Origin of the sequence: Polaribacter sp. KT25b (genome assembly GCF_900105145.1) — a bacterium.
Taxonomy (GTDB): domain Bacteria; phylum Bacteroidota; class Bacteroidia; order Flavobacteriales; family Flavobacteriaceae; genus Polaribacter.
Map to the genome: position 1 here is coordinate 847,389 of NZ_LT629752.1, position 26,770 is coordinate 874,158.

Sequence of the window (26,770 nt, forward strand, 5' to 3'; positions counted from 1 at the left end):
ACTTATATATTTGCAGCCGCTAAGAAAGAAAGATGACCCGGTAGCTCAGTTGGTAGAGCATCTCCCTTTTAAGGAGATGGTCCTGGGTTCGAGCCCCAGCCTGGTCACAATCAAAGTTAAAAACTCTGCAAATTATTGCAGAGTTTTTTTTATGCACTATAATTTTTTAAATTTAGATAGTTGTATTTTATATATATTTACATAAAATATAATTAGGTAGAAATGGAAACTGAAAAAAAAGACGAAAATATAGATGTCATAGAACAATCTAAAAATGACGTAAAAAGTGATGCAAAAGGATTGTTTTTAAGTATTAAAGAATTCTTAATAGAACTCTTAGATTTTCGTCATGATACAGATCATGAAGCTACAATAAATGCTATTAAGGCAGATATTCCTTTTAAAGGAGCAACAGCTTGGATTCTTATTTTTGCAGTTTTTGTGGCGTCAATTGGTTTAAATGCAAATTCTACTGCGGTAGTAATTGGAGCCATGCTTATATCGCCTTTAATGGGGCCAATTCTTGGAATTGGGATGTCTTTTGCCATTAACGATATCAATACGTTAAAAAAATCGTTTGTAAACCTTGGAACGATGATTGTTTTAAGTTTATTAGCTTCTTTTTTATTCTTTTACTTTTTTCCGCTAAGTGAAGATAATTCGGAGTTATTAGGTAGAGTTAGTCCAGATGTTAGAGATGTTCTAATCGCTTTTTTTGGAGGATTAGCTTTAATGGTAGCAAGAACTAAAAAAGGTACTATTGCTTCTGTAATTTTTGGTGTAGCTATTGCAACTGCATTAATGCCACCTTTGTGTACTGCTGGTTATGGTTTGGCAAAAGGTAATTTAACCTACTTTACTGGGGCAATGTATTTGTTTACAATTAATACTATATTTATTGCTTTAGCTACATTTTTGGTTTTGAAACTTTTAAGTTTTCCAATGCATAAATATGCCAATGCAGCCAAAAGAAAAAGATATGCAATTATTGCTACGATAGTGGGTGTAGCTGTTATGATACCAGCTATTTTTACCTTTATAAATGTTTTTAATAAAAGTAAAATAGATTCACAAATTGGTGGATTTATAAAAAATGAAATTAAAAATAACAATTCATTACAATTAATTGATTGGGATCCAGATTATCAGAAAAAGGAGTTATATCTAAATTTTTTAAGTGAAGTTACAGATGCAACCATAAATGATTTAAATAACGAACTTTTAAATAAACAGTTATATCCTAATTTAAACGATTTTAAACTTAGAATTAAAGGAAGCGACACTAAAAGTTATGATTTAATAACAACAGCTTATAAAGAAAAAAGAGAAGAACTTCTAGAAAGTAAAAAGATTATTGTCGATTTGCAAAGCCAAATTGTAGACTTGCAGGCAACAATATCTTCTTTAAATAATAGAATTGAACAAGATGCGTTAAACAAACACCAAAACATTGTTGCTTTTAGTAGAATAGCTAAAGATACAAAGATAAGATATAGTGATGTTGAGAAAATTAGTTTTGCAAATGTTTTATCATCTAAAGATTTTATAAAGATTGATACAATTCCTACAGCAACTATTAAATGGAATTATCGATTAACTGATAGTATTATTAGACCTAAAGAAAGAGAATTAAGAACTTGGCTTCAAAAAGAAATGGAGTTAGATACACTTTTTATTAAAAGAGAACGATAAAAAAAGAGCATCCATTTGGGTGCTTTTTTTATGTAAACTATTTAAGGTTTGTAAATTTTTACTTCTACATTTTGATTGAATAAATATACCTTTTTAGAGTGCATTTCCATGCATTCATAACGTGTTCTTCGTTTATTACCTCTTTTGTAAATGGTATTTTTAAATACAAATAAATTACCAAAAGGAATATCAAAAATAAAATGTTTTCCAGAATCAGCAGAAAAACCTTTTAAAGCTAAAGATAAATTTACATCAGCATCTGTGCTTGCTTTTGGGTTTTTTAAATAGTTTGCTAAATAAGGTAATATTTCCTTCGGATAAATATCTGGATTGATAAATGGCAACATTAAATGCTGAAAAACAGTTTTCCATTCTATGCCATGAGGTTGCACACGTCCAAATTTCTGATGTGTTACATGATGTGCAATTTCATGAACTAAAGTCAATAAAAACTGATATTTGTTCAAGTTATTATTCACCGTAATTTGAAATCTACCGTTTGGTAATTTTCTAAAATCACCATGTTTTGTTGCTCTTTGATTCACAATAAACAAATCAAAAGAATGCTCATCAATTAAAAATTGAACAAACGGAATTGCTTTTGGTGGAATGTGTTTTTGGTATTCTAAACTCAAAATTTAAATTTGCTTACTACTTACGGTGTTGTTGTTGAAACTTGTAAAACTCTACCGTTATAAAATTTATTTCCTGTTAAAGAAAAATCAAAGATATAGTTTGCCATTTCTTCTGCAGAAAGCGGCGCTTTATAATCTGGAAAAGCTTCTTCTAACATTTCTGTTTGTACAGCTCCTAAAGCTAAAACATTAAAAGCAATTTGTTGTTCTTTGTATTCTTCGGCTAATAATTCTGATAAGGTAATAACGGCTCCTTTTGCTGATGAATATGCTGCTAAACCAGGAAATTTCATGCTTCCTTGAATACCGCCCATAGAACTTATAGTAACAACATGACTTCCTTTTTGTAAAAACGGAATTAAATTTTTAGTAATTTCTGCAACTCCAAAAACATTTACTTTATAGACTTCTAAAAAATCATCAGAAGTTAAATCTGTAAAAGGTTTGTTAATAAGTTTACCAGCATTATTGATTAAAATATCAACTTGTTTCCAGTTCTTTTGGATGAAATCGGTTACTTTTTTAACATCAGAATTATTAGAAATATCAACAGAAAGTAAAGAGATATTTTTATGATTTACAGTTTCTAAAGGTTTTGTATTTCTAGAAATAGCTAAAACTTGATGACCTTTTTTTGCAAACAATTTAGCTAGTTCAAAACCTATTCCTCTACTTGTTCCTGTAATAACAACGTTTTTCATTTAAATTAAAAATTTTGATGAAGCAATCTACTCAAATTTTCAAACATTTAAGAATTAAAATCAAACAAAAAGAAAAATAATTTTAGTTTTTATTACGCTTGTTATAATATAAATTATAGCCGCGCAAACTAACTATATTTTATGTAGTCAATTACTTTATTTATTGTTTTTTCTGATGTATTTCTTCTTTAATAATTTTTGCGCTTGTTCTACAGCCAAAGCAGGAATATTACTATAACTGCCATCTTTTTTATTTAGTTGATATGCATTTATAAAATTGAAGTAATATTTAATAGTATGTAAATTATTTTTAGCATTTATTAATGTTTGATAAGATGCTATTCTTACATCTTCTCTAAAATAATCATCAACATATTTTTTTAGCAATTCATCAGAAATAGAAATTTCTACGTCAATCTTTTGGTGAAATTCAATACTTCTTTTTCTTGAATTTTTTCTATCAAGAATATTATGAACGAGACCTTGTTTTACTGCAGTATAATCTTCTTGGGATGTTTTAGGATGTGCCATTAAAGAATTTCCTTTTTCATCTTTTGGATATAGCCAAAGTCCACTTAATTTCTTTTTTATCTTTCTTGGTAAACGAAATTTTTTCATTTTTGAGAAATTAAGAAGACCTTACGATTTTTTTAAATCCGTGAGGTCTATAGGTTACTCTTCAAAAGTAATATGTTGGTAAGCGCCAATATCAGGATTTGTAGTTCTGTCAACTCCTAAAATATCTACATTAAAAGTAGAGGTTTTTGCTTTGTTTATAGCATCAGAATCTAGCCCAATAATAAAATCTTCATTTTGAGAATTTCTGAAATTAGTATATCCATTTAAAATGATGTTCTGATAAAATGAGTTTGTAAAATCTAATTCGGTATTATCTTCAAACGAATTGCTTGTGTCATTAAACTGAATCATACAATTACTAATGTTGTAATTGAAGATTCCTCCGCCATCAACTTTATCAATTACAAATTCAATATTGTTATTTCCGTCAAAAATACAATTGGTAAAATTGGCAGCATGTAAATCTCTAGTTTCTATAATATCTTGTCCAGAATCATCTTGATACGTAAAAAAGTTATTAATTAAAACGGCTGGTAATTGACGAATTCCGTTGTTCCAAAAGTTGGCAAATGTGCTGTGTGTAAAATTGTAAGTTCCACCAATTGTGGCAGCAAAAGAAGCTTCACCAGCAGAACCAATAACTACATTATGTGCTTCAATATTGGTTTCTCTAGCTAAAATTCCGTAGGTAGAATGATTGTATATTTCGGTGTTTTGTAACTTTAAAGTTGGAGTAGAAGTAGCCCCAATACTATCAATTAAAATTCCAATAATTCCGTTTTTAATTTGTGCATGATAAATCTCATTGTCTTTACTTCCTGCTCGCATCCAAATTGTGCCCCATTGTCCGGGAGTTTGACTAAAACTATTTTCTAGTCTATCGCCTTCAAAAATTACTTTTTCAGCTAAAGTTCCGTTTACTTTTAAAGTAGCTTTATCGTCAATAATTAAACCAGAATTATCATGAAAATGGACTTTTGCACCAGCGTTAATCGTTAATGTTTTATTTGCGGCAACTGCAGCATAACCATAAATTACCGTTGGTTTTGTGTTTGTAAATGTAAGTTCTGTATCTGTTAAAAATCGTCCTTTTAGAGTTGTAGGTTCTCCATCAATAGTTAAACTATCAATTTTCATTGTTAATGCATCTCTACCCGGATAAATAAAATTAGCGTCTTGTACCAAAGTAACCAAATCTACATCTTGTTCATTTGTTCCGTTATCAAACAAAATTCTATCTGTGTATAAAGGATTTACTGTATTATTAACATCAATTGTAGTTTCTATAAAAACAAAAATGCTGTCTTTAGCTAAAATATCGATGTCGTTAAATTCTTTTCCGGGAATTCCATCAACATTTAATCTGTAGTTTGATGAGGTTCCGTTTTCTAAAGCAATTTTAGGAATCGTAATTGCATTTTTACCTTTGTTATAAACTTTTAAATTATAAGTAGCAGAACCAATATTTGTAAATACGGTATCTAAAAAAACAGTGTCTTTAGAAAATTCTAAACTTCCAAAACTTGGTATTGTAGAAAAATCTTTTCTGCAAGAACTCATAGATATTAAAGCAACACAAATAAGAAATGATAAAAAGTAACGCATATATTTATTTTCTGTCTTCTCGAAAGCAATCGAGAGGTTAGTATAAGTCTTGTAAACTTTTTTAAAGAATCTTCAACTAAATATTTTGTATAAAATAGAACTTAAAAATGAGTAGTTTATTATTTTTTAATCAACTCAATTTCAAAAAGTTTTCCCCAATGTTTACCGGTAACAAAAAGGCGATTGTTTTCTTTGTCAAAAGCAATTCCGTTTAAAACTTCATCTTCAGGAACTAAGGTTTGTGTTTTTTCCATTTCTGTTTTTAAATCAGATAAATTTGCAACACCTAAAACGGCTCCTGTTTTTACATCAATAATTACAATTGCATTTTGTTGATATTTGTTTGCATATATTTTTCCATCAATCAATTCTAATTCATTTAAATTATCCAGCGCATATTTGTTTGTATACACTTGTATAGCGTGTTTTTCTTTAAAAGTTGTTGGGTTTAAAAACCAAATTTTGTTAGTTCCGTCAGATTTTATCAATTCAGTTCCGTTATTAGTTAAACCCCAACCTTCTTTACTTTTATTAAATGCAAACTCTTTTTCTTGTTTAAACGTTGCTAAATCATACACAAAACCTTTTTTAGCTTGCCATGTTAACCAATAAATTTTATTGTTTAAAATTGTCATTCCTTCTCCAAAGTATTGTTTGTCTAAATTAATTTTTTGTAGCACTTTACCTGTAGAAATTTCTACTTTTCTTAAAGAAGATTCACCTCTTTGTCCTGTAGTTTCATATAAAAAACCATTGTGGTATTCTAAACCTTGCGTGTATGCTTTAGTGTCATGAGGAAAAGAGTTTATAATTTTAAACGTATAAATTGCTGGTGCTTTATCTGCTAAAACTTCAAACGAATTATTTGTCTTTTTAGTTTTACCAGGAAAAAATGCCAAAGTTGAAACAGCGTGTTTACCAACGCCAAAATCCGACGTATTAATAGTTACAGAATTTCCATCCGCAGAAATTTCTACACCATCAACAAAAAACTGAACATTATCTACAGGTTTGTCATTTTTTTCTTTAAGTGTAATAGTAATAGAACTATTTAGTGTCGTTTTTTTAACAACATCTAAGGTAAATTTATAATCATCATTACAAGAAGTAACTAACAAGAAGGTTAAAAAGGAAATTAGTACAGCAAGCTTTTTCATTATTAAAGTATTATATTTTTAGTTTAAATATTTAAAAATCAGTGATATTATCTAATTTTAATTACAAAGTTAATCCGTTTTTTACGTAAAGTATTTAAAAGACCAAATAAAAACATTTTTTTATTTGTAAATTAAAAAATAAGGTTAAATTTGCAACCTCAAAATGGTTAATTATTAACTGTTTAGAGAATCGCGTAAAACTTTACCAACTTTTCGCATACAAACATAACATTAAAGTATTAAAATATAAAACAATGAAGAAAGGAATTCATCCAGAAAATTATAGAATGGTAGCTTTTAAAGACATGTCTAACGATGATGTTTTTTTAACACGTTCTACTGTAGACACTAAAGAAACTTTAGATGTTGACGGTGTAGAGTATCCTTTAGTAAAATTAGAGATTTCTAGAACTTCTCACCCATTTTACACTGGTAAATCTAAACTTATTGATGCTGCAGGACGTATTGATAAATTTAAAAACAAATACGCAAAATTCAAAAAGTAATCTTTTTAGAATTTTAAAATATATAAACTTCAACATTTATTTGTTGAAGTTTTTTTTGTGCTTCATTTTTACGTTAATATTACAAGGCATTTTTGCTAAGGTAATTTATATAATTCGAGTTCTAGTTATAAGTTGGGCGTTACCTTGCAGGTCGGGCTTTCCATTATATCTTTTTGTAAAAAACAAAAAGGATGTCATTGCAATCCCTAACGCAAACTATTTGTAAGGCTAGTACAAAATCTCGTACTAATTGAGTATTTTTAAAGTCTTTTTAAATAACTATTTTATAATGAGAAATACCATACTTTCTATTTTTATAGGAATCACTATTTTATCTGGAGTTTTAGTTTACTTCATTCCGCAAACAGGAACTATTATATTATTATCAATAGCATGTTTTTTAACAGTTATTGCCATTTACGATAGTTTACAAACCAAACATTCCTTATTAAGAGCTTTTCCGGTAATTGCTCGTTTACGTTGGTTTTTTGAAGACGAAAGAGATAAAATTCAACAATATTTTATTGAAGATAATTTAAACGGAACGCCCATAAACAGAGAAAAAAGAAGTATTGTTTATCAGCGATCTAAGTTATCTAAAGAAACAGTTCCGTTTGGTACGCAACATAATGTATATGCTAAAGGCTATGAATTTGTAAAACATTCTTTATTTCCTAAAGATCATCATTATATTAAAGGTGAAAGAGTTGTTTTTGGTTCTGATAAATGTACTCAAAAATACGATGCTTCAATTATTAATATTTCTGCAATGTCTTTTGGTTCGTTAAGTAAAAATGCAATTATGGCATTAAATCAAGGAGCAAAAATGGGCAAATTTGCGCATAATACTGGTGAAGGCGGAATTTCTCCATATCATTTACAAGGCGGAGATGTTATTTTTCAAGTAGGAACCGGATATTTTGGTGCTGGTAAACACGATATTAATGGCAAACGTATTTTTGATGACGCAATTTTTAAAGCAAATGCCATTCGTCCTGAAGTTAAAATGATAGAAATTAAATTTTCTCAAGGTGCAAAACCTGGTCACGGAGGAATTTTACCTGCAGTAAAAAACACTCCAGAAATTGCAGAAATTAGAGCAGTTGTATCAGGTACGCAAGTAGATTCGCCACCAAGTCATTCTGCTTTTTCTAATTATGAAGAAATGATTCTCTTTATTCAAAAAGTAAGAGATTTATCTGAAGGAAAACCTGTAGGAATTAAATTTTGTGTTGGAGATAATGACGAAATAGAAGCAATGATTAAAGCTTTTGCTGATGCCAATAATTATCCAGATTTTATTTCTGTAGATGGAGGAGAAGGTGGTACTGGTGCTGCACCAATGGAATTTACAAATTATATTGGTACACCGTTAGTTGAAGGTTTGGTTTTTGTAAATAAATTATTAGTAAAATATAAGTTAAAAAATCAAGTTAAAATTATTGCAAGTGGTAAAGCAATTGATGCATTTGATATTGTTAAAATTTTAGCTTTAGGCGCAGATGCTATTGGAATGGCAAGAAGTTTTATGCTAAGTTTAGGTTGTATACAAGCCAGAGAATGTAATTTAGATTCGTGCCCAGTAGGTGTTGCAACACAAGATGAAGATTTAGTAAAAGCTTTGGTGGTAGAAAAGAAAAATCTGCGTGTAAAAAACTATCATAACGAAACCATTAAATCTGTAAAAGAAGTTGTTGCTTCAATGGGCGTTGATTCTATAGCAGACTTAAAACCAAATCAGGTTTTTAGACGTAGAAAAGACGAAGAAATTGTTAGTTTAGAAAACATTTATTATAAAAAGTAAACAAGTATATTTATATGAATTTTTTTGATATTGTTATTATTGGTGGAGGTCCTATAGGAATTGCTTGCGGATTAGAAGCTCAAAAAAAGGGCTTAAGTTATGTGATTTTAGAAAAAGGACCTATTGTAAATTCGTTGTATAATTATCCGGTGAATATGCAGTTTTTCTCATCTTCAGAAAAGTTAGAAATAGATGAAATTCCGTTTATCAGTAAAGAAGCAAAACCAAGAAGAAGTGAAGCTTTAGAATATTACAGAAGAATTGCAACTTCAAATAAATTAAATATAAAGCTGTTTGAAAAAGTAACATCAGTAGCTAAAATAGAAAATGAGTTTACAGTTATTTCTGATAAAAATTCCTACAAATCTAAGAATATAGTCATTGCAACAGGTTTTTATGATATTCCGAATCTGTTACAAGTTCCAGGAGAAGATTTACCAAAAGTTTCTCATTATTATAATGACCCGCATTTTTATGCGGGACAAAAATTAGCCGTTATTGGCGCAAGTAATTCGTCTGTAGATGCAGCTTTAGAGTGTTATAGAAAAGGAGCAGAGGTTACTTTAATTATTAGAGGAACAGAAGTTGGGCAACGTGTTAAATATTGGGTAAGACCAGATATTATCAACAGAATTGAAGAAGGAAGTATTAAAGTATTTTATAATGCTACTGTTAAAGAAATATCCGAAGAAAACATTACAATAAACACAGAAAACGGAATAGAAAAAATACAAAATGATTTTGTTTTAGCTTTAACAGGTTACAAACCAAATTTTACTTTTTTAAATCAAATTGGTGTTGAATTGTCTAAAGATGAAAAGAAAATTCCTTCTTATAGTTGTGAAACTATGGAAACCAATATAAAAGGGGTGTATTTAGCAGGCGTTATTTGTGGAGGTATGGAAACGCACAAATGGTTTATAGAAAACTCTAGAATTCATGCAAAAATGATTGTTCATGATATTCTGAATAAAAAATAGATTTTCTTCTTTTCTATTGTCTTAAGGATACTTAAGATAAATGTAATTTAGTCAACAAAATTGAAATATATAGATGAAAATTTCATTGATATTTATATTGAATTTAATCAAAACTATATTTTTAGGAAGTAATAAGTTAAAATAGTATGTATGCGACTATCTATTTAAATCACTTTTATGAGTATTTTGAAAAAATCGCTTCTTTAAAACCAGAAATGAAGTCTAGTTTTAAAGAAGCGATTTTAGTTTTAATTACAAAAAATAACAAAAACCAAAGAGAAGATCCGAAGAACTTAAATTAAAGCTAAAAGAATTGTTCTTACTTTGAGTTACATTATCTGTTTTATAAGTATTTGTATTATAACCTAGAGCTCCAATATTTGCATTAAGGGCAAGTTTTTTGGTTACAAAATAAACAAAACCAGGTCTTACTCCAATAAATAATGAATTGCTTTCTATATCAGTAGAATTATTATAGTTTTCTTCTATGTTATAATTAGAAAAAGCAACTTCACCTTGCAGAAAAAAACTAAAGATATCGTTAACTGGAAGGTACTTTTTTACGTAAGGAGCTATTTTATAAGAATTGGTTTTGTTTTCATAGTCTCCAGATGCATTTTTACTAGTACTAAACCCAAGCCCAAGACCAAGTTCTAAATTGTTTTTTGTAAAAACATATCCTGTTTTTGCTGTTATACCAAAGCCTGTATAATCTGTGTCTGATATTGATGGATCCGTATAATCATTTCCTCCGCTAGAAAAATTAAGATCTCCACCAAAAACCCAAGTTCCTTTTTTAATGTTTTGTTTTTCTTTTTTTTCTTGTCCTACAGTAATTGCACTAACAATTAATAAGGCTACTAGTATTAATTTTTTCATGTAATGGTTTTAAAGTTAGTTTTGTTTAAACACAATTAGTATTCCAAGTCTTTCCTTTGTATGTTAAGTTTGTGTATCTAATAATTTAAATAAATGGTTTAGAGTATTAAGAAAAATTAATTATGAATTAAATAAGGTTTTAAAATAAAAAAAACCTTAATAATTAAATATTAAGGTTTAAATCATTCATCTTTATTGATGCATAAACTAGTAATTGTTTTGGTTTTACCTAAAACAATTTTTTATAATAATCATCAGCCATTCTTTGGGTTGTAAACTCAGGAATAACATCATCCATCGCTTTAAACACTATTTTTTGCCAGTTTTTAGGAGCGTCGTAATACGTTGGTAACACCTTGTTTTCTAAAATATTGTATAAATTATCGGTGTCTAATTTATCTTGTTCGTAGGTAGGCAATTTATAATCTAAAGCAGGCAATACGAAACAGTTTTCTTCGTCTTTTTTAAATTCAGGAATCCAACCGTCATCCGTAGAAACATTTACAGAACCATTCATGGCAGCAGTCATACCACTAGTTCCAGAAGCTTCACGTGTAATTCTAGGTGTGTTTAACCAAACATCAGAACCACATTTTAATTTTCTAGACAAGTCTATTTCATAACCAATAAGAACGGCAAGATTTGCTTCTTGTTTAGATTGATGTACTAAATGGTTAAAAGTATCTATAGCACCATAATCAAACGGATAAGGTTTACCAGCCCAAATAATTTGTACGGGATATTTTTCGTTATGGATTAATTCTTTAAAACGATTGTAATCATGTAAAAGTAAATCGGCTCTTTTATAACCAGCAAAACGTCTAGCCCAAACAATCGTTAACACATTTGGATCAAATTGTTTACCAGTTTGTTTATAAACTTCATCAAAAAGTTCTTTTTTTAATTGTGTTTTTTTGTTTTTGTAAACAACAGCATCTCTTTTTTTCCAAGATTCTTTGATGACATTATCTTGCCAAAATTTCTGATTTTGAGCGTTCGTAATCGGAATAATTTCGCAAATACCATCATAATCTTTCCACATATCATTTGCTACGATTGCGTGCAATTTAGAAACTCCGTTTGCTTTTCTAGCCATTCGTAAAGCAGAAATGGTATAATTAATCATGCCTCCATTTACCATTTCTTTGTGTAATTCTTCTTCAGAAAGCGTTCTTCCAAAGAAACCACATCTGTTTAAATGACGTGCATCTCGTTCTTCATTTCCTGCTTTTTCTGGTGTATGAGTTGTAAATACCATTTGATCTTTTGTTACACCTTTATCTCTTAAATAATAAAATGCAGGTAATGCATGACCTTCATTTAAGTGATACGTTTCAGCGCCACCTAAAGCTTCAACGACTTTTGCGCCCGCAATGCCTAAAACAATACTTTGCGATACTCTAGTTACCGGATTTTGATCGTATAAATGATTGGTAATTGTTCTTGATAAATGATCATTTCCATCAACATCTGTGCTTAAAAAATACATTGGCACAGTCCCAAAAACTTCTGGTTTTAAAACATACGCTCTTACTTTTACATTTGGGTTGTCATGAAGTTTAATAGTTACTTCTATACCTGTATATTCTAAAAAATCGAAGTGTTTTTCATTAAATTCAGTTTTTAATGTTTGGTCTTCATTTCTAGCTTGGTCGTAGTATCCATATTTCCAAAGCATACCAATACCAATCATATTTTGTTTTAGTTCAAATCCAGAACGCATGTGAGAACCTGCTAAAAAACCGAGTCCTCCAGAGTAAATATTAAAAGCCTGATCAATACCAAATTCCATACTAAAATATGCAACTTTCTTTTTGTATTTTGCTGCCGGTTTGTATGGGTGATGCCATTTACTATATATGTGTTCCATAAAATAATCTTTTTTGATTTTAAGTATTAAAAGTAAGGAAAATACACAGTTTATTTTGTTTTAGTAAGTTAAATTTAGGTAATTTAAGTTAATTTATAATGTGTTTAAATTTTTATGATATTAATCATTTTAAGTAGAAGTGGATTTTAAAGGTTTTCTTTATTCTAATTCTGTAAAAACCATCTCAAGCAACGTTTTTGTTGCAATTATTCCTTCGGGTTCAGAAAGAGAGTTCCCTTCATATTCAATACCTATATATCCTTTATATCCTGAGTTTTTTACGATTTTCATCATTCTAAGAAAATCAATTTTTGTTTCATTTCCTTTTTTGTCAAAATCGTAGGATTTTGCACTAATGCCTTTTGCAAAGGGAGTTAGTTCACTAATACCTTTATACCTGTCATATTCAGAAAGACAATTTTTATCAGAATCACGCTTCAAGCAGAAATTGCCGAAATCGGGAAGAGTTCCTACATTTTTTTTGTCAACTTGTTTTATAATACTTGCAAGCCATTTGCCGTTAGAGGAATTCCCTCCGTGGTTTTCTACAATTATATTAATATCTTTTTCTGATGCATATTTACTTAGTTTATTAAGACCATCAATAGCATTTAGAGCTACTTCATCTGCGTTACCTTTACCGGTTGCATTTACACGAATAGAATGAGCTCCTAAATATTTAGCAATATCTATCCATGCATAATGGTTTTCTACTGTTTTTATTCGCTCCTTCACATTTGGATTTCTAAGATTTCCTAAACGATCACACATAATTATGCCAACGCTTACTTTATTCTCATCACATCTTTGCTTAAAAGTTTTCCAATAGGTTTTGTCATTTACTTTTTTTAGATAAAAGCTATTTACAAGTTCAATAGAATAAATGCCATATGAGGCTGCTATTTTAGGAAAATCCATTGGATCTAAGCTACCGTCTTTAAAAGCTCTATGTAAAGACCATTGGGCAAGTGATATTTTAAAATCTGAAGTAGATTTTGCTTTGATGGTTAATTTTTGGTCAGTTATTTTTGATGATTTTGGTTTAGAATTACAAGAAAGTAATAAAAAATTAACAAATAAAAGGAGTATAAATTGTACAAATGAAGGTATAGGTTTGCTTATCATCGTTTTTTAATTAAGATTTTTAATTTTTATTTCTCTAAATTCAATTCCTTGACCTTCTGCTTGTAAAGCGATAAAACCTTCCTTTAGAGGTTTGCCGTCAATTTTTACATGCTTATCATAGCCTTTTACTATTTTACCGCCAATTTGTGGCTTAGTATATTCTAATACCTTATGGTTTTCGACAATATGTTGAATTAACGAGTCTTTATAAACAATTACTTCTCCAGATATCCATTGATTCCATTTATAGGTTTTAGAGCTTGAAGATATACAGTGTTTTGGCTCCATTTCTCCTTTAAAAAACACTTCTGTTCCTGGAGAGCACATATTACCTGTAGGTCTAGATTCTTTTTCTTTTCTCTCAGCTAAAATTTGGTATTCAATAGAAATTGGCCAGTTCTGATCTTTTAATATACTATTTGGATTTTGAGAATGAATCATTATACCACTATTTCTATAAGTGTTGTGTGGAGCATCTTCCATCCATTGATCTGTAAATCTATATTCAAATTTTAAGTGGTAAGAAGAAAAAGGTTTTTCATAATAAAGGTGTCCAAAGCGTTCATTAAATTCAGAATACTCATTGTAATTAATCTGTATTGCACCATTTACGACTCTAAAGGTGTTTGCAAAATTATCGCCTAGTTTATGATGGTTAATTTTGGTAACCCAGCCATTTAAATCTTTACCATTAAAAAGATAAACCCACTTATTATTTTTTTTGGCAGTGTTAGAGGTACATGAGTTTAACGAAATTATTGTAATTAGTGATAGAATTATTTTTAGTTTAAGCATATCTTGTATTTCGATTATAATGTTGATTATTGACGAAGTTATTTTAAATATTTTGCTTTAATGTTAACAAGGATATATAAAAGGTGGCTGAGAGTTTATTTTATGCTATGAAACTATAATTGTATAACTAAATTTTTACAAAAAAGAATCACTTTCTTTTAAGTTAAACTTTTGTTTATTCTTAAAAGAAAGTGATACAAATATTGTTTAAATAAAACTTAAAGAAGTTTACTAGTTTTTTTTATCCAAGGTTTTCCTGTTTTTAGTATTTCTCGTCCGGCAACGTCATTTATTACAATTGATGCCATCATATACCAAGCACTAAAAGCACAAATAATTAATACGATTGCTGCCAAAGTTGTTACCTCTGGAAAACCGAAATGTGCTAAATCCAATAAGATAAAACCTAATGCTAATGTGGTAAAAGTTATTGACATAGCAGCGTGTATAAAAAGTGAACCTATCCAAAAAATAAGCGTTAAAAGGGTAAAACCTACTAAGTAAAAACCGACGTCTGTTGTGCTTGATGTATAAACTTTAAAATAATTTAAGAGCCAAATAATGCCTAAACCAATCCAAAAAGCACCGTAAGTAGAAAAGGCAGCAAAACCAAAATTGTTTCCTGTTTTTTGTTCCATAAAACCAGCAATTAATTGTGCTAAACCGCCAAATATAAACGCCATTGCCACAATTGGTCCTAAGCCACACCAGCCTAAATTATGAAATTGTAAAAGTAAAGTTGTTAGTCCAAAGCCCGATAAACCTACTACTGCAGGATTACCTAATTTAATAGTACTCATAGTTTTATATTTAGTTGGTTAGTTATTATTGCTGTCTAATATAAGATTTTTATTAGTTTCTAAGTGCTTCTTTTTTAAAAGAATAGCGTATATTTATTTTAGAGAGTTCTCATATAAAAAAGATGGTTTTTAAAGCTTTTTTAATCGAATTGCATTTTCTAATTCTTTTGCTACTATTTTTTCGAGTTCATTTTGTTGAAATTCAAACCATGATTCTCTAAAAGTTGAAGCATCAATATGATGTTTAAATCGTTGAAATGATTTTTTCTTTTGGATGACATTTTTTAGAATTTGTTTCAATTCGATTTCTGGTAATTGATCTATAAAAAGTTCCATGAGTTTATAGGATTGAAAGCTTTCTAAAACTTCTATTTTTATGAAATCGGCTTTATGTTTCGCTATCTTTTCTAAATCGTCTTTAAAAATTTCTTGAAATTCTTCTTCATCAAATCCGATAGATGCGTTCGGGATTGTTACCAATTCTTCTGTTTTATAATTGTAATAAGAATCTTCTCCACAAGTAAGGTTTTGAGCAATCTCTTTTATGATTTTTGAGTTATGCATTTTGGAGTTTTGTTTTAGATTTAAGGTATTGGTGTTTAGGTTTTATTTAGAATAGTAGTATTTATTACTTTTTTATCAATGATTTGAATAATTTTACTCTGTTTGTATGTTTTCAACACCAAACCATTCAGTTATTTTATTCATTGCTGAATCTCCCATTTGAGAAAGAGCTAAAACGACTAAATTCTCTTTAGCTCTTGAACAAGAAACATAAAAAAGATTTTTAGTTCTTAATTTTCTGTCTTCTTTATCATCAGTGTCATTAAAGAATTTTTCAAAATTATATTTAGCAATCCAACTGGTATCATCAATTACAACTAAAACATTTCTATATTCTTCTCCTTTTGTTCCGTGTTTAGTTGAATACGAAGTTTGTTCTTGAATATGCTTAAAAGCACAAATTATCTCATTATAATTTATAAGCATAAATGAATCATAAAATACTTTATTTTTAGTTGCTCTCTTCTTTTCATCTTCATCAGTAATAGTAGTAATGTCGATATTTAGCTTTTCTATGAATTTTTGTAATTTTCTAGAAGGAAGCGACAATTTGTTTTCTTGGCAAAAATCAAAAACATCTTGAACTGTTCCAGTCTTTCTTAAAGTAATTAATTCTTTTAATTTACTTTCTATTTCTTTTTTATCAGAATGATTAGTCAGAGAACTAAAACTTCCTTGTTGTTTTAAATATTTTATAACTCTATTGTAATTTTTGTCTTCCCAAAAAGAAACTAAATGTTCAATTCCTGTTTCACGTTCTTTAGAAGTTTTTTTATCAATAGAACCCATAAAGTATGATGAAAATATATTTTCTCTTTTTAATAAAGCTTCTTTAGCACCTAAGGTGTATCTTTTAGTATAAATCTTATAAAGATTTAAGAAACCTGCTCTTTCTGCAACTTTGCTATTTGCAATTATTAAAATTTTGTCGTCTCCTAATTCTGAGAAATCCCAACCATTTTTTTCTAAACTTGACACCACACTATTGTAGTCTGAATCTTTTTTAGGTGCAATTCTTTCTTTATAATCTGCTACTTTTTCTTTTAGTTGCTTAGGAGCGTTTATACAATTAATAAATTGTACACTTCCTTTAAGACTCTCTTTACTTTCCGGTATTTTTTGTATTATGTTATCTCGTATGTTATTTAAAAGATTGACCACATTTTCAGAAGAACGATAATTATCATCTTTTGTTACGAGTTCAAGTTTGTTTGAATCAATATAAGTTTGCAATGAGCCAACACCTTCATCATAGATTTTTTGATAAGAATCTCCGTAGAAACCTATTAATAGTTTTGTTTTATTTCTTTCTAGTAGATAATTTACAATAGCATCAACTGTTTCACTTGCTGTGTCTTGATATTCGTCTATAAAAATATAAGGATACTTCTGACCTAGGATTTGAGTTAGAGTAGAATAATTTTTAAACATTTGTAACGACAAAGTTATTACATCATCGTGATGGATACTTCCTTGTTCAAAATCTCTATAACCACTGTCATCATATTTCACATCTGTTTTAATCCTGTCTTTTAATCCAGTTTTATATTTTTCAGGTTTTTTACTATTAGCAATCATAAACTCGTTTAAAACATCTAATTCAGTAATTAGTTGTTTGTTGAATCTTTTAATGCAATCCCATAAAAATTCGTGAATGGTAGAAACAATGACTAAAGGATTATTTTCAAGCCTTTCAATAATTTCATTTTTTGCAACATTAGTATAAGTAATACAAACAATTTTTTGATTGTTTAATTTGATGCTTTCTCCCTTAGTTGCTAAAACGTGATTTATGGTTTGAATTAATGTATATGTTTTTCCTGAACCTGCACCAGCTTCAAGTACATAGCTTTTATTTTCTATTATATGTTTTTTTATTTGTTCAATAGCTACCATCCTAATCTTTTTTAGCTAACCAAATCAAACCTTCATTTATATATTCTGGAACTTTCCATTCTCCATATTCCTTTTCGTTAAAAGACATAATATCGAATGTAAACTCTGTTTTTTGCTTAGAACTAAATTTATCTGGTATTTTTTTAGATAAATCAATGTTTTTATTTCTTAGATAAGCAAACTCATCCTTTATGTTTTTTTCTTTTTCAATTGGGTGTCCAGTTAAAAAAAACTCTTTATTAGTGTTTATAAAAGCATCTTCAAAACTCCTTGCGTTAAAGCCATTTTCCTTTGTTTGATATGCCACACGAATGTTTTCTTGTATTTTGTATTCAGTTTTGCAACTAGTTAACTCTGATATTAATTCTTTTTGTGGTAGCCACCTTATCAAAGTATAATTTTTTGTGTATTCGCCTTGTTCAACTGGACATTTGCCATCCTTTTTATTACTTGAATCAATATCTGTAATGATTAAAGTTCGAACATTTATAAACTCTAACATTTCACGGAAAGAATGTGCGTAAGCTCCACCAACTTCAAGTATAGAGACGTATTCGTTACACAATGATTCTGCAGATTTTTTAATCATCTGAGGTAAAAGCATACGTTCAGTTGTACCTTCAACTAATATAACTTTATCAGCAAAAAATAAATCCGATTTATGAAGTGTTAAATACTGCCTTAAGAATCTAAAAGTTCGTTTATCATCTTTAATTTTTAAATTATTAAAATCTTGATTTGTTATTTTATATCCTCCAGATTCAGTTTCTAATCTATTAAAATATCTAATTCTATTGAATCCTAATTCTGTTTCAATCCCTGATTCTGAAAGTATATGCGAAGAATGTGTTGTGATAATTACCTGTATTTGTATTCCAGTATCATTCTTAGCATCTTTTAAAACTTCTGAAACTTGACTGATAAATACTTGTTGCATTTGCGGATGCATATGGGCTTCAGGCTCTTCAATAAGTATAACAAGGAAATTTGAGAATTTCTCTTCTTTGGAGTTTTTAAACTTCTCAATAAAACTTTCTAACTCTAATATCATATATATTAGATTACTATAACCAAGTCCATTATAACTTTCTGGTAAGTTAACTTCATTTTGTAAATAAAGATATTGTATATTATTTTTAATGACTTTTTCAGAATCAAATTTTGAATCGATTGTTATAGTAGGAATTGAAATTCGAGTTTTAGCTCCAAATCTGCCTAATTTCGACATTATACTTTCTAATACCTTTTCATATTTGATTTTTAACTCTCCTGAAACTGTTTTTAATTTATCCTCTAAATCTTTAACATCCTGATTACTGGTTTTGTCTCTTTGTTTGTAATAATTAGAAAAACCAAGTGATAAAGCATTGTTAGAATCACCATTTATATCATCTAAAATTCGCATTGCTTTTATATTTTCAAAAAGCATTACTTTCTGAATTTTAGTTTTAAAACTGTCTTCAATTTTTCTTTTATAGTCAGATTCTTTATCAATTGCATAACAAACAGTATCGTATAAAAACTTGATGTTCTGCTGAAGGTATTTTATTATATCAATGCTTTTATCTTCTCTGTTTTCAAATGAATGAAAGACTTTTAAAGTGTTTTTTGGTTCAAAAGAAATACAAATTGTAGCATCATTTCTCGAATCTTCTAAGTCTGTTATAAATTCACTAAGTTCTACAAGAGATTCATTATTATCTTTATTGTATTCAATTTCAAAATTGATTTTGATTTTAGGAATTTCAGCTAATAGTTGTTTTTCAAGTTCTTCTTGGTTTTCTTCTGTGATTCCTTCTTTTTTAGATTCTAAATATTTATTGAAAGAGGATTTAAACACGGCATAAGTACTCTGAGAAAAGTCCTCAAAAATAAATTTCCCATCTGTAGAAGTAGCTAACTTTATTGCTTCAAAAAAAGAGGTTTTTCCTGTGTTATTTTTCCCGACTATTAGTGTTATGTCGTCTTCTAAGGTACAAATTATTTTTTCTAATAGGCGGAAATTTGTAACCTCAATTTTTTTAATTTTCATTTTATTATTATTAAGAACTAGGTTGTATAATTTTATATGATTTAAATATATTTACATCGAAAATTTAGTATAGAAGTCATCTGTCAAGTTCAATATAAAGAGCAAGTTACCACTTTCCCATCATAAAATCAATAAAGAAAAACCCCTTTATTCAGGTTTTACAAAAAGCTTTCAAGCAGTTGCTAAAAACCTTATAAGCAATCTTGTAAAAGCTTATAAGGTTTTAGTTAAAAGCTGCTGAGGTTTTGTTACATTGCTTGTAAGGTATTGTGCAAAAGTTGTAGTATATTTTATAATTTATTGTACAATAAATTTTTAAAAATTGTAGATTAAATTATAAAAAGTTGTAGGATTTTTAGTGCTTAACTCAAAAATGCTTTTTTCTTTGGTAGAAAAGTAGTTTTATAAAGGTACAAAAAAAAGAATAACATACAACGAGAAAATGAAATTAAATAATAAAAAAAATCACTCTTTAAAAGTCCTTAGGTAACTTAATAGACGTCTTTAATTTTAAAATCAGCTATTTAATAATTCCAAGAAAAATAAAAACATAATACAATCCTGTTAGTATAAAAACAACGGCTGCAATGGTTCGCATTACTTTTTCAATTTTTGTAATGCGGTTATAAAAAACACCAACTTTTCCTGCTGTGAAGGCTAATAAATAGGTGAAAAGTAATACAAGTAAACCTGTTCCGAAAGCGAAGACGATTGGTAAATACAATCCGTCTGCAGAAGCAATTGTCATCGGAATTAACATGCCAAAAAATAAGGCGCCACTATATGGGCAAAACGCGAGCGCAAAAACGATACCGATCAGAAAAGAACCTAAAAGACCTTTGCCTTTAAATTTTTCTGATAATTTTTCTTGAAAATTTAATTTTCCCAAAAAATTAAGTTTGATTACGTTTAGCATAATCAAACCAATGATGATTAATAAAGGCCCTAAAAATTTTTCTCCATTCTGATTAAAAAATCTAGCAATATGGAACTTACTTGCGCCAAAATATAATATCAGGCCAATTGTTGTATAACTAAATCCTCTTCCTAAAGAGTATAATAATCCGCTTAATAACACTTTTCGTTTGCTCGAAATATTTTTAGAAATAAACGCAGTTGCGGTAATATTTGTTGCTAAAGGACATGGACTAATGGCAGTCATTAATCCGAGTATAAATGCCGATAAAATAGGAATGTTATAATTCTCTAAAAGTGATTGTAAAAAATCCATTTAGAGAGCTTTTAATTCCATGTCTATTTTAGATTTTAATTCTTTAGAAAAGGCTTCTTGATCGTTTCCCTCCATAAAAGCAAACTCAGTTAGATTTATTTGCGTTTCCTTTCCGTTTTTAATCACATTTAAAATTAAAGAAGTACCAGAAGCTTCAAATTTTTCGGCAATTTTTTCGTTCTTTTTTTCATCAACATTAATCACCTGAAAAGTAATTTTATTGTTTTTTAATTCATCAGCAAAAAAGGTGTTTAACGTATATTTTGTATTGGCTTCAATAGCATTACAAGTCATACATCTGTGTGTAGAATGGAAATCGAAAACTTCTATTTTAGAAACTGATTCATCTACAGATGCTGTTTTATTTTTAGGTTGATTATTACAAGAATTTAGTACTAAACTAATTACTAAAACGGTAAGAAATTTGAATTTTTTCATTTTTATAGATTTAAAATTTATAATAGTAAGTTGAATAAATAGCCAGAAATAATAATGCAAAGTGTAACAACACCAAAAAAGATAGCAATTAGTTTTAAAGTCATTACTTTCTTTAATAACATTGCTTCTGGTAATGACAAACCTACAACGCCCATCATAAAAGCAATTGCGGTTCCTAACGGAATTCCTTTTGCAACTAACACTTGAACAACAGGTAATATTCCTGATGCATTAGAGTACATTGGCACCGCTAAAATAGTTGCAATTGGCACAGCAAATAGATTGTCTTTGTCCATATATTGTTCAAAAAAACCTTCAGGAATATAGCCATGCATCAATCCGCCAATGGCGATACCAATAAGTACATACGGAATAATTCCTTTTAAAATTTTTAGAACTTCATCCCAAATAATTGGTAAGCGTTGTTTTAAGGTTTGTTTCTCTGCAATAAAAGTATCTTGATCTTTTTGTGCATTTGCTAAAACTTCTTTTACCCAAGGAGTTAAATAGCGTTCTAGTTTTAATTTTTGAAGAATTACACCAGAAATTGTTCCTAGTAAAATACCACTAATTACATAAATAATAGTTGTTTGAAGTCCGAATAAGCCAACAAAAAGTCCGATTGCAACTTCATTAACTAACGGAGAAGTAATTAAAAATGCAAACGTAACTCCTAATGGAATTCCACCTCTCACAAAACCAATAAATAGAGGAACAGAAGAACAAGAACAAAAAGGTGTAACAACACCAAAAAGACTTGCCATTAAATATTCTAAACCGTATAATTTATTTCTTGATAAATAATTTTTGACTTTATCTATTGGGAAATAGCTATTGACGATTCCCATAAAAAAGATAATAACAAAAAGTAAAATTAAAATCTTTGTGGTGTCGTAAATAAAGAAGTTGAGCGCTTCTGCCAAGTGTTGCCCTTTGGTTAAGTTCAAAATATCATAAACAAACCAATCTGCTATATTTTGTATCCAATCAAACATTTTCAAATTGATTAATTGTGCCCGAAATAGCACAAGATAATTTTATGGTATTATAGATTGTTCCAAACTTTTCAATATTCTTTTTTAATAAATCTATATTTAATTTTTTATCGTTGCTGTAGATTTTTAAATCGTAAAAAATGTTATCCATTCTTGGCGGATTTTCTAATCGCGTAGCATTCACTTCAAGTGTAGTTTTTGAATATGTGAATTTCATCATAATTGAAAAACGTTCTACATTTTTTAACATACAAGCTGCAAATGAGCCAAGAAATAATTCAGCCGGATTTGGTAAAACCTCGGCAGTTTTTGAAGTTGTGCCAAAATTGATGTTCGATTCTTTTATATGAATAACAGCATCTTTATTTGAGATAGAAGACGCTTTGATCTGATAATTCATAACACTATAATTTAGTTTAAGAGCGCCAATACCTCTTCTTTTGATGGTATTCTGCCTTTTATGGTAATTACATCATCAATTACTAAAGCAGGAGTGCTCATTACGTTAAATTTCATAATTTCCATAATATCTTCTACTTTTTCAATAGTTGCATCAATGTTATTTTCTGATACTACATCTTTAACAACTGCTGTCATAGATTGACATTTTGGGCAACCTGTACCTAATACTTTAATTACTTTACTCATAATTTTAAAATTTGTTTATCGTAAATAAGCGATATGATTATTAAAAAAAATATCAATCAAAAAACTGCTGAAATAACGATTTTGCAATGCTCCAGTTTTCTTTATTGATACAATATTTTATTTTGGGTGGTTTTAATTCTCCTTGAATTAAACCCGCATTTTTTAACTCTTTTAGATGTTGAGAAATTGTAGATTGTGCCAACGGAAAAACTTCTACCAAATCACCAGTAAAACAACAAGATTGATTTTCTAGATGTTTTAAAATAGCAATGCGTGTTGGGTGCGCTAGAGCTTTTGCGTATTTAGCTAAAGCTTCTGTATTTTCTTTGTATGTTATAGGTTCTAAATTTCTTTTCATATTGTCTATCGCAAATTTACGATACATTTATTAGATACAATGTGATAATTATCAGATTTTTTTTATTTTGTTAGAATTTATTTTTATTAAAGGAAACCGATTATCATCATTAAATTATTTTAACGCCCATTTTTATAGCTATAATTATCAAAATAATAGCAAGAATTTTTTTTACGGTTTTAGGATTTAATTTTTTTTGCATTATTGATGTACCAATTGTTGCGCCTAAAATTCCGGCGATAGCGGTTATTGCTATTAATTTCCAATCAACAGAGCCGATAGACCAATAGGTTAAAAAACCAGACAAAGAAGAAAAAGGAACAACAAAAGCCGTTAATGTTGTAATTTTTTTAGGATTAAAACCCATTACTAATAAAAGTGGAGAAATAATTCCGCCTCCACCAATACCAAGAATTCCAGATAATAAACCTGCAAAAGCACCAATGAGGGCGAGTGGAAAATAAGGGATATCTTCTCTAAAAATAGTTTCATCCTTTTTTTTGAAAAACAGAAACATACAACTAGAGAAAAGTAAGAAACCTACAAACATAATTAATACAATTCTCGACGGAATGTATTGAGATAAATAAGCTCCTACACTCGCAAAAATAAAAGAAAAGATAATTAGAGGAATACCTAATTTAAAATCTAGGCGGTTGTTTTTGATATTGTTAGCACTTGCTCCTGCTAAACTTATGGTATTATAAAATAACCCCACAGGTTTTGCTACCGAAATGGGAATTCCAAAAGCATCCATAATCGGGATTAATATAATGGCAGCACCAACGCCTCCTAAAGAGAAAATAAATGCGGCAAGAAATGAAATTATAGCTAAATAAAAATCCATAAAGACTTACAATTTATTTTTTTTGAAAAAGAAATTTATAAGTAATGCTATTCAAAATAGTTGTGAAACCCTTTTAATTGTTGGTTTAATTCCGTTAATTCTTTATTGGCTTCAGAAATTGATGTGGTAGACATTAATGTGTGCATATTGTTTTCTATGCCAGCGAAAAAAATATGTATTTGATTAAATAATTCATCTTGATAAGAATCGTCTAACATGATTGTTTTTGCATCATTAAAAACATCTTTCCCTAATTTATTATAGGCTTCAATTTTTGTTGATTTAAAATTTGATGTTTTTTTAATAATGGTATTTATCAGAAGTATAGATTCTTTTTTTAAAACCCATTTTTTACCATTATTCAATTGTAAAACGCTAGCCATCATTTTCATTTTAGGCGCTTTGCCAAATTCATAATCGTAAATCGTTTCTGCTATCAATTGTAATTCGGCGTCATCATAAGGCAATTTAGGCATCAAATTAAACTTTTTAACAGCACCTGGCATTAACGTTTTTTCTTCTGATGGGTTTTTAGTAAACGCCATAATAGCTTTTATAAATTCCTCTTTATTTGTGTATGTAGGTTTATAATGCTCTTGAACTCTTAACATTGGTGGCGCAATCATTTGATCTCTTTTTGACGGATTTGGAGTTTCAAAATGACAGATATAGCATTTTTGTTGCATCAATTTATATCCTTTAGATTGTACTTTAATGGTTGATGTAACTTTTTTATGTACTACAATTTCTTTTTTATTTGAATTTTCTGATTTTAAATTTTCTTTGTTTTTTTTATTTGAGTTACAGCTTATTAAACCAACAAAAAATAGCACCAATAATAGATTGAATTTCATAATACTCACCTTTTTTAATTTTACAAAACTTATCGTAAAACTACGATTGGTTAATGAGCTGACATATGACTTATGTCATATGTCAGCTATTATTTTAAGAATAATATTTTTTCTTTAACCAAAACGAAACACGAACTAATAAAATTAATGCAGGCACTTCTACCAAAGGTCCAATTACTCCTGTAAATGCTTGTCCAGAATTTAGTCCAAAAACCGCAATAGCAACTGCAATTGCCAATTCAAAATTATTTCCTGCTGCTGTAAAAGCTACTGCTGCTGTTTTATCATATTCTGCTCCAGTTGCTTTTGTAAAGAAAAAGCCAATGATAAACATTACTGTAAAATAGATTAATAAAGGAACTGCAATAATTAAAACATCCATTGGTATTTCTACAATTAATTCTCCTTTTAAAGAAAACATGATTACAATCGTAAACAAAAGCGCAATTAATGTTATTGGCGAAATTGTTGGAATGTATTTTTTAGTATACCATTCTTCTCCTTTTATTTTCACTAAAATGAGTCTGCTTAAAATTCCCATTAAAAATGGAATTCCTAAATAAATAGCAACACTTTCTGCAATTGTGCTGATAGAAATATCTACAATTGCACCTTCAAAACCAAAATAGGGTGGAAGTATAGTTATAAAAAGCCACGCATAAAAACTGTATGCAAAAACCTGAAAAATACTATTTAAAGCAACTAAACCTGCACCATATTCGCTACTTCCTTCTGCAAGATCGTTCCAAACCAAAACCATTGCAATACAACGTGCCAAGCCAATTAGAATAAGACCAACCATATATTCTGGATAATCACGTAAAAATGTAATTGCCAAAACGAACATTAAAACAGGACCAATAATCCAATTTAGAATTAATGAAATTGACAGGATTTTTGTGTTTCTAAAAACTTTTGGCAAGAGCGCATAATTTACTTTTGCTAAAGGCGGATACATCATTAATATTAAACCAATTGCAATTGGGATGTTGGTTGTACCGCTATTGAACGAATTTATAATAGTAGGAAATGTTGGAATAAAATATCCAAGTCCGACTCCTATTGCCATTGCAACAAAAATCCAAAGTGTTAGATTTCTATCAAGAAAACTTAATTTTTTTGAAGCCATTTTTAAGAATTTATTTGAGAGAAAATGTAGAATAATTCAGTTGCAATTTGCAGACTTCTTTCATTATATTTTTCAGCTTGTTGAGGTGTGTTGTCAAAAGCTTTTGGATCTTCAAAAGTTATAGGAATTCGTTTTTCTGCACCAGCAATAAACGGGCAACCTCCATCTGCTTGCGAGCAAGTCATAATTGCTGCAAATTTAGATTTTGGATTAAAACCATCATCTAATTTTTTTGAAAAACCAATAATTGGATGTTCATTCTCTGCATATTTAATGCTGTAAACTGGGTTTTTACCTTCTGAAAGCGTTTTGATTTCAAATCCAGAATTTTTTAGTGTTTCTGCAACCATAGGGAATAAAGCTGTTGCTTCTGTACCACCAGAATAACAAAAAACATTTTTGATGTTAAAATAATTTGCCATTGTTTGAGCCCAAACTTGTGATAAATGACTTCTTCGTGAATTGTGGGTGCAAATAAAATTGATTCGAATTTCTTGATCATTTGAAACTTTAGCTTGAATAAATTCAGTTAGCGGTTTTAAGATTTCTTTTCGATCATCAGAAATACTCTCAGGTTTTAAATTCTTGATTAAATTTTCTATTTCTAGAAATAATGTTGGTTGTGTAGTTATCATTTTATTAATTATTTG

Annotated in this window: 27 protein-coding genes and 1 tRNA gene; 5 read left to right on the forward strand and 23 right to left on the reverse strand. The window is 28.9% G+C overall.

Features of this window, described 5'->3' with window-relative positions:
• The first annotated feature begins 34 nt into the window (after nt 1–34).
• Both BLT70_RS03460 and BLT70_RS03465 read left to right on the forward strand, forming a co-directional pair.
• Nucleotides 35–107 (forward strand) — tRNA-Lys (locus BLT70_RS03460).
• A gap of 115 nt (nt 108–222) precedes the next feature.
• The gene (locus tag BLT70_RS03465) at nt 223–1,692 is read left to right on the forward strand and encodes a DUF389 domain-containing protein (protein ID WP_091891600.1); all 1,470 of its coding nucleotides are present in this window, start codon (nt 223–225) and stop codon (nt 1,690–1,692) included.
• 41 nt (nt 1,693–1,733) lie between these two features.
• On the opposite strand, the gene BLT70_RS03470 is transcribed toward BLT70_RS03465, so the two are convergent.
• The 5 genes from BLT70_RS03470 to BLT70_RS03490 form a co-directional block, all read right to left on the reverse strand.
• Nucleotides 1,734–2,327: a SprT-like domain-containing protein gene (locus BLT70_RS03470; RefSeq protein WP_091891603.1), complete on the reverse strand. Its 594-nt coding sequence runs from the start codon at nt 2,325–2,327 to the stop codon at nt 1,734–1,736.
• A gap of 20 nt (nt 2,328–2,347) precedes the next feature.
• On the reverse strand, nt 2,348–3,028 hold the full coding sequence (locus tag BLT70_RS03475; protein ID WP_091891607.1) for an SDR family oxidoreductase: 681 nt from the start codon (nt 3,026–3,028) through the stop codon (nt 2,348–2,350).
• 156 nt (nt 3,029–3,184) lie between these two features.
• Nucleotides 3,185–3,646 carry a hypothetical protein gene (locus tag BLT70_RS03480; protein ID WP_091891610.1) on the reverse strand — a complete coding sequence of 154 codons (462 nt, stop codon included), beginning with the start codon at nt 3,644–3,646 and terminating at the stop codon, nt 3,185–3,187.
• A 54-nt stretch (nt 3,647–3,700) separates the two neighbouring features.
• Nucleotides 3,701–5,212 carry a hypothetical protein gene (locus BLT70_RS03485; protein ID WP_091891613.1) on the reverse strand — a complete coding sequence of 504 codons (1,512 nt, stop codon included), beginning with the start codon at nt 5,210–5,212 and terminating at the stop codon, nt 3,701–3,703.
• 119 nt (nt 5,213–5,331) lie between these two features.
• Nucleotides 5,332–6,369, reverse strand: coding sequence for a glutaminyl-peptide cyclotransferase (locus BLT70_RS03490; RefSeq protein ID WP_091891615.1), 1,038 nt, complete (start codon nt 6,367–6,369; stop codon nt 5,332–5,334).
• A 254-nt stretch (nt 6,370–6,623) separates the two neighbouring features.
• Here BLT70_RS03490 and BLT70_RS03495 point away from each other — a divergent pair, with 254 nt between their 5' ends.
• The 3 genes from BLT70_RS03495 to BLT70_RS03505 all read left to right on the forward strand — a co-directional run bounded on the left by BLT70_RS03495 (nt 6,624) and on the right by BLT70_RS03505 (nt 9,659).
• Nucleotides 6,624–6,875, forward strand: coding sequence for a type B 50S ribosomal protein L31 (locus tag BLT70_RS03495; RefSeq protein ID WP_091891618.1), 252 nt, complete (start codon nt 6,624–6,626; stop codon nt 6,873–6,875).
• Nucleotides 6,876–7,164: 289 nt separating this feature from the next.
• Nucleotides 7,165–8,679, forward strand: a complete 1,515-nt coding sequence (locus BLT70_RS03500) for an FMN-binding glutamate synthase family protein (protein WP_091891620.1) — start codon at nt 7,165–7,167, stop codon at nt 8,677–8,679.
• Nucleotides 8,680–8,693: 14 nt separating this feature from the next.
• A complete protein-coding gene (locus BLT70_RS03505; protein ID WP_091891623.1) occupies nt 8,694–9,659 on the forward strand; it encodes a YpdA family putative bacillithiol disulfide reductase in 966 nt (321 codons plus the stop codon).
• 252 nt (nt 9,660–9,911) lie between these two features.
• Here the strand turns inward: BLT70_RS03505 and BLT70_RS03510 are convergent, their stop codons facing one another.
• From BLT70_RS03510 to BLT70_RS03595, 18 genes are all read right to left on the reverse strand, one after another.
• A complete protein-coding gene (locus tag BLT70_RS03510) occupies nt 9,912–10,538 on the reverse strand; it encodes an outer membrane beta-barrel protein (protein WP_091891625.1) in 627 nt (208 codons plus the stop codon).
• A 229-nt stretch (nt 10,539–10,767) separates the two neighbouring features.
• A complete protein-coding gene (gene glgP / locus BLT70_RS03515) occupies nt 10,768–12,408 on the reverse strand; it encodes an alpha-glucan family phosphorylase (protein WP_091891628.1) in 1,641 nt (546 codons plus the stop codon).
• A 159-nt stretch (nt 12,409–12,567) separates the two neighbouring features.
• Nucleotides 12,568–13,533, reverse strand: coding sequence for a sugar phosphate isomerase/epimerase (locus BLT70_RS03520; RefSeq protein ID WP_091891630.1), 966 nt, complete (start codon nt 13,531–13,533; stop codon nt 12,568–12,570).
• Between the two features lie 6 nt (nt 13,534–13,539).
• Nucleotides 13,540–14,328, reverse strand: coding sequence for a DUF1080 domain-containing protein (locus tag BLT70_RS03525; protein WP_091891633.1), 789 nt, complete (start codon nt 14,326–14,328; stop codon nt 13,540–13,542).
• Nucleotides 14,329–14,546: 218 nt separating this feature from the next.
• Complete coding sequence (locus BLT70_RS03530; protein ID WP_091891636.1) at nt 14,547–15,128, reverse strand: acetate uptake transporter family protein; 582 nt, start codon at nt 15,126–15,128, stop codon at nt 14,547–14,549.
• A gap of 129 nt (nt 15,129–15,257) precedes the next feature.
• Complete coding sequence (locus BLT70_RS03535; protein WP_091891639.1) at nt 15,258–15,692, reverse strand: UPF0158 family protein; 435 nt, start codon at nt 15,690–15,692, stop codon at nt 15,258–15,260.
• A 93-nt stretch (nt 15,693–15,785) separates the two neighbouring features.
• A complete protein-coding gene (locus BLT70_RS03540) occupies nt 15,786–17,588 on the reverse strand; it encodes a UvrD-helicase domain-containing protein (RefSeq protein ID WP_091891642.1) in 1,803 nt (600 codons plus the stop codon).
• A gap of 1 nt (nt 17,589) precedes the next feature.
• Entirely contained in the window at nt 17,590–19,620 is a 2,031-nt protein-coding gene (locus BLT70_RS03545; RefSeq protein WP_091891645.1) for an ATP-dependent endonuclease, read from the reverse strand.
• Nucleotides 19,621–20,140: 520 nt separating this feature from the next.
• A complete protein-coding gene (locus tag BLT70_RS03550; protein ID WP_091891647.1) occupies nt 20,141–20,851 on the reverse strand; it encodes an aromatic aminobenezylarsenical efflux permease ArsG family transporter in 711 nt (236 codons plus the stop codon).
• Entirely contained in the window at nt 20,852–21,289 is a 438-nt protein-coding gene (locus BLT70_RS03555; RefSeq protein ID WP_091891650.1) for a nitrophenyl compound nitroreductase subunit ArsF family protein, read from the reverse strand.
• Nucleotides 21,290–21,306: 17 nt separating this feature from the next.
• Nucleotides 21,307–22,284 carry a permease gene (locus tag BLT70_RS03560; protein WP_091891653.1) on the reverse strand — a complete coding sequence of 326 codons (978 nt, stop codon included), beginning with the start codon at nt 22,282–22,284 and terminating at the stop codon, nt 21,307–21,309.
• Nucleotides 22,277–22,684, reverse strand: coding sequence for an OsmC family protein (locus BLT70_RS03565; RefSeq protein WP_091891656.1), 408 nt, complete (start codon nt 22,682–22,684; stop codon nt 22,277–22,279). The genes BLT70_RS03560 and BLT70_RS03565 overlap by 8 nt, the downstream gene beginning before the upstream one ends.
• A gap of 11 nt (nt 22,685–22,695) precedes the next feature.
• A complete protein-coding gene (locus BLT70_RS03570) occupies nt 22,696–22,932 on the reverse strand; it encodes a thioredoxin family protein (RefSeq protein WP_091891659.1) in 237 nt (78 codons plus the stop codon).
• A gap of 52 nt (nt 22,933–22,984) precedes the next feature.
• A complete protein-coding gene (locus BLT70_RS03575; RefSeq protein ID WP_091891662.1) occupies nt 22,985–23,290 on the reverse strand; it encodes a helix-turn-helix transcriptional regulator in 306 nt (101 codons plus the stop codon).
• A gap of 109 nt (nt 23,291–23,399) precedes the next feature.
• The gene (locus tag BLT70_RS03580) at nt 23,400–24,137 is read right to left on the reverse strand and encodes a sulfite exporter TauE/SafE family protein (RefSeq protein ID WP_091891664.1); all 738 of its coding nucleotides are present in this window, start codon (nt 24,135–24,137) and stop codon (nt 23,400–23,402) included.
• 47 nt (nt 24,138–24,184) lie between these two features.
• Nucleotides 24,185–24,991, reverse strand: coding sequence for a hypothetical protein (locus BLT70_RS03585; RefSeq protein ID WP_091891667.1), 807 nt, complete (start codon nt 24,989–24,991; stop codon nt 24,185–24,187).
• A 94-nt stretch (nt 24,992–25,085) separates the two neighbouring features.
• Complete coding sequence (gene arsB, locus BLT70_RS03590) at nt 25,086–26,120, reverse strand: ACR3 family arsenite efflux transporter (RefSeq protein WP_091891670.1); 1,035 nt, start codon at nt 26,118–26,120, stop codon at nt 25,086–25,088.
• Nucleotides 26,121–26,122: 2 nt separating this feature from the next.
• Nucleotides 26,123–26,755 (reverse strand): low molecular weight phosphatase family protein, encoded by a 633-nt coding sequence (locus BLT70_RS03595; protein ID WP_091891672.1) that lies wholly within the window; start codon nt 26,753–26,755, stop codon nt 26,123–26,125.
• Nucleotides 26,756–26,770 lie beyond the last annotated feature (15 nt).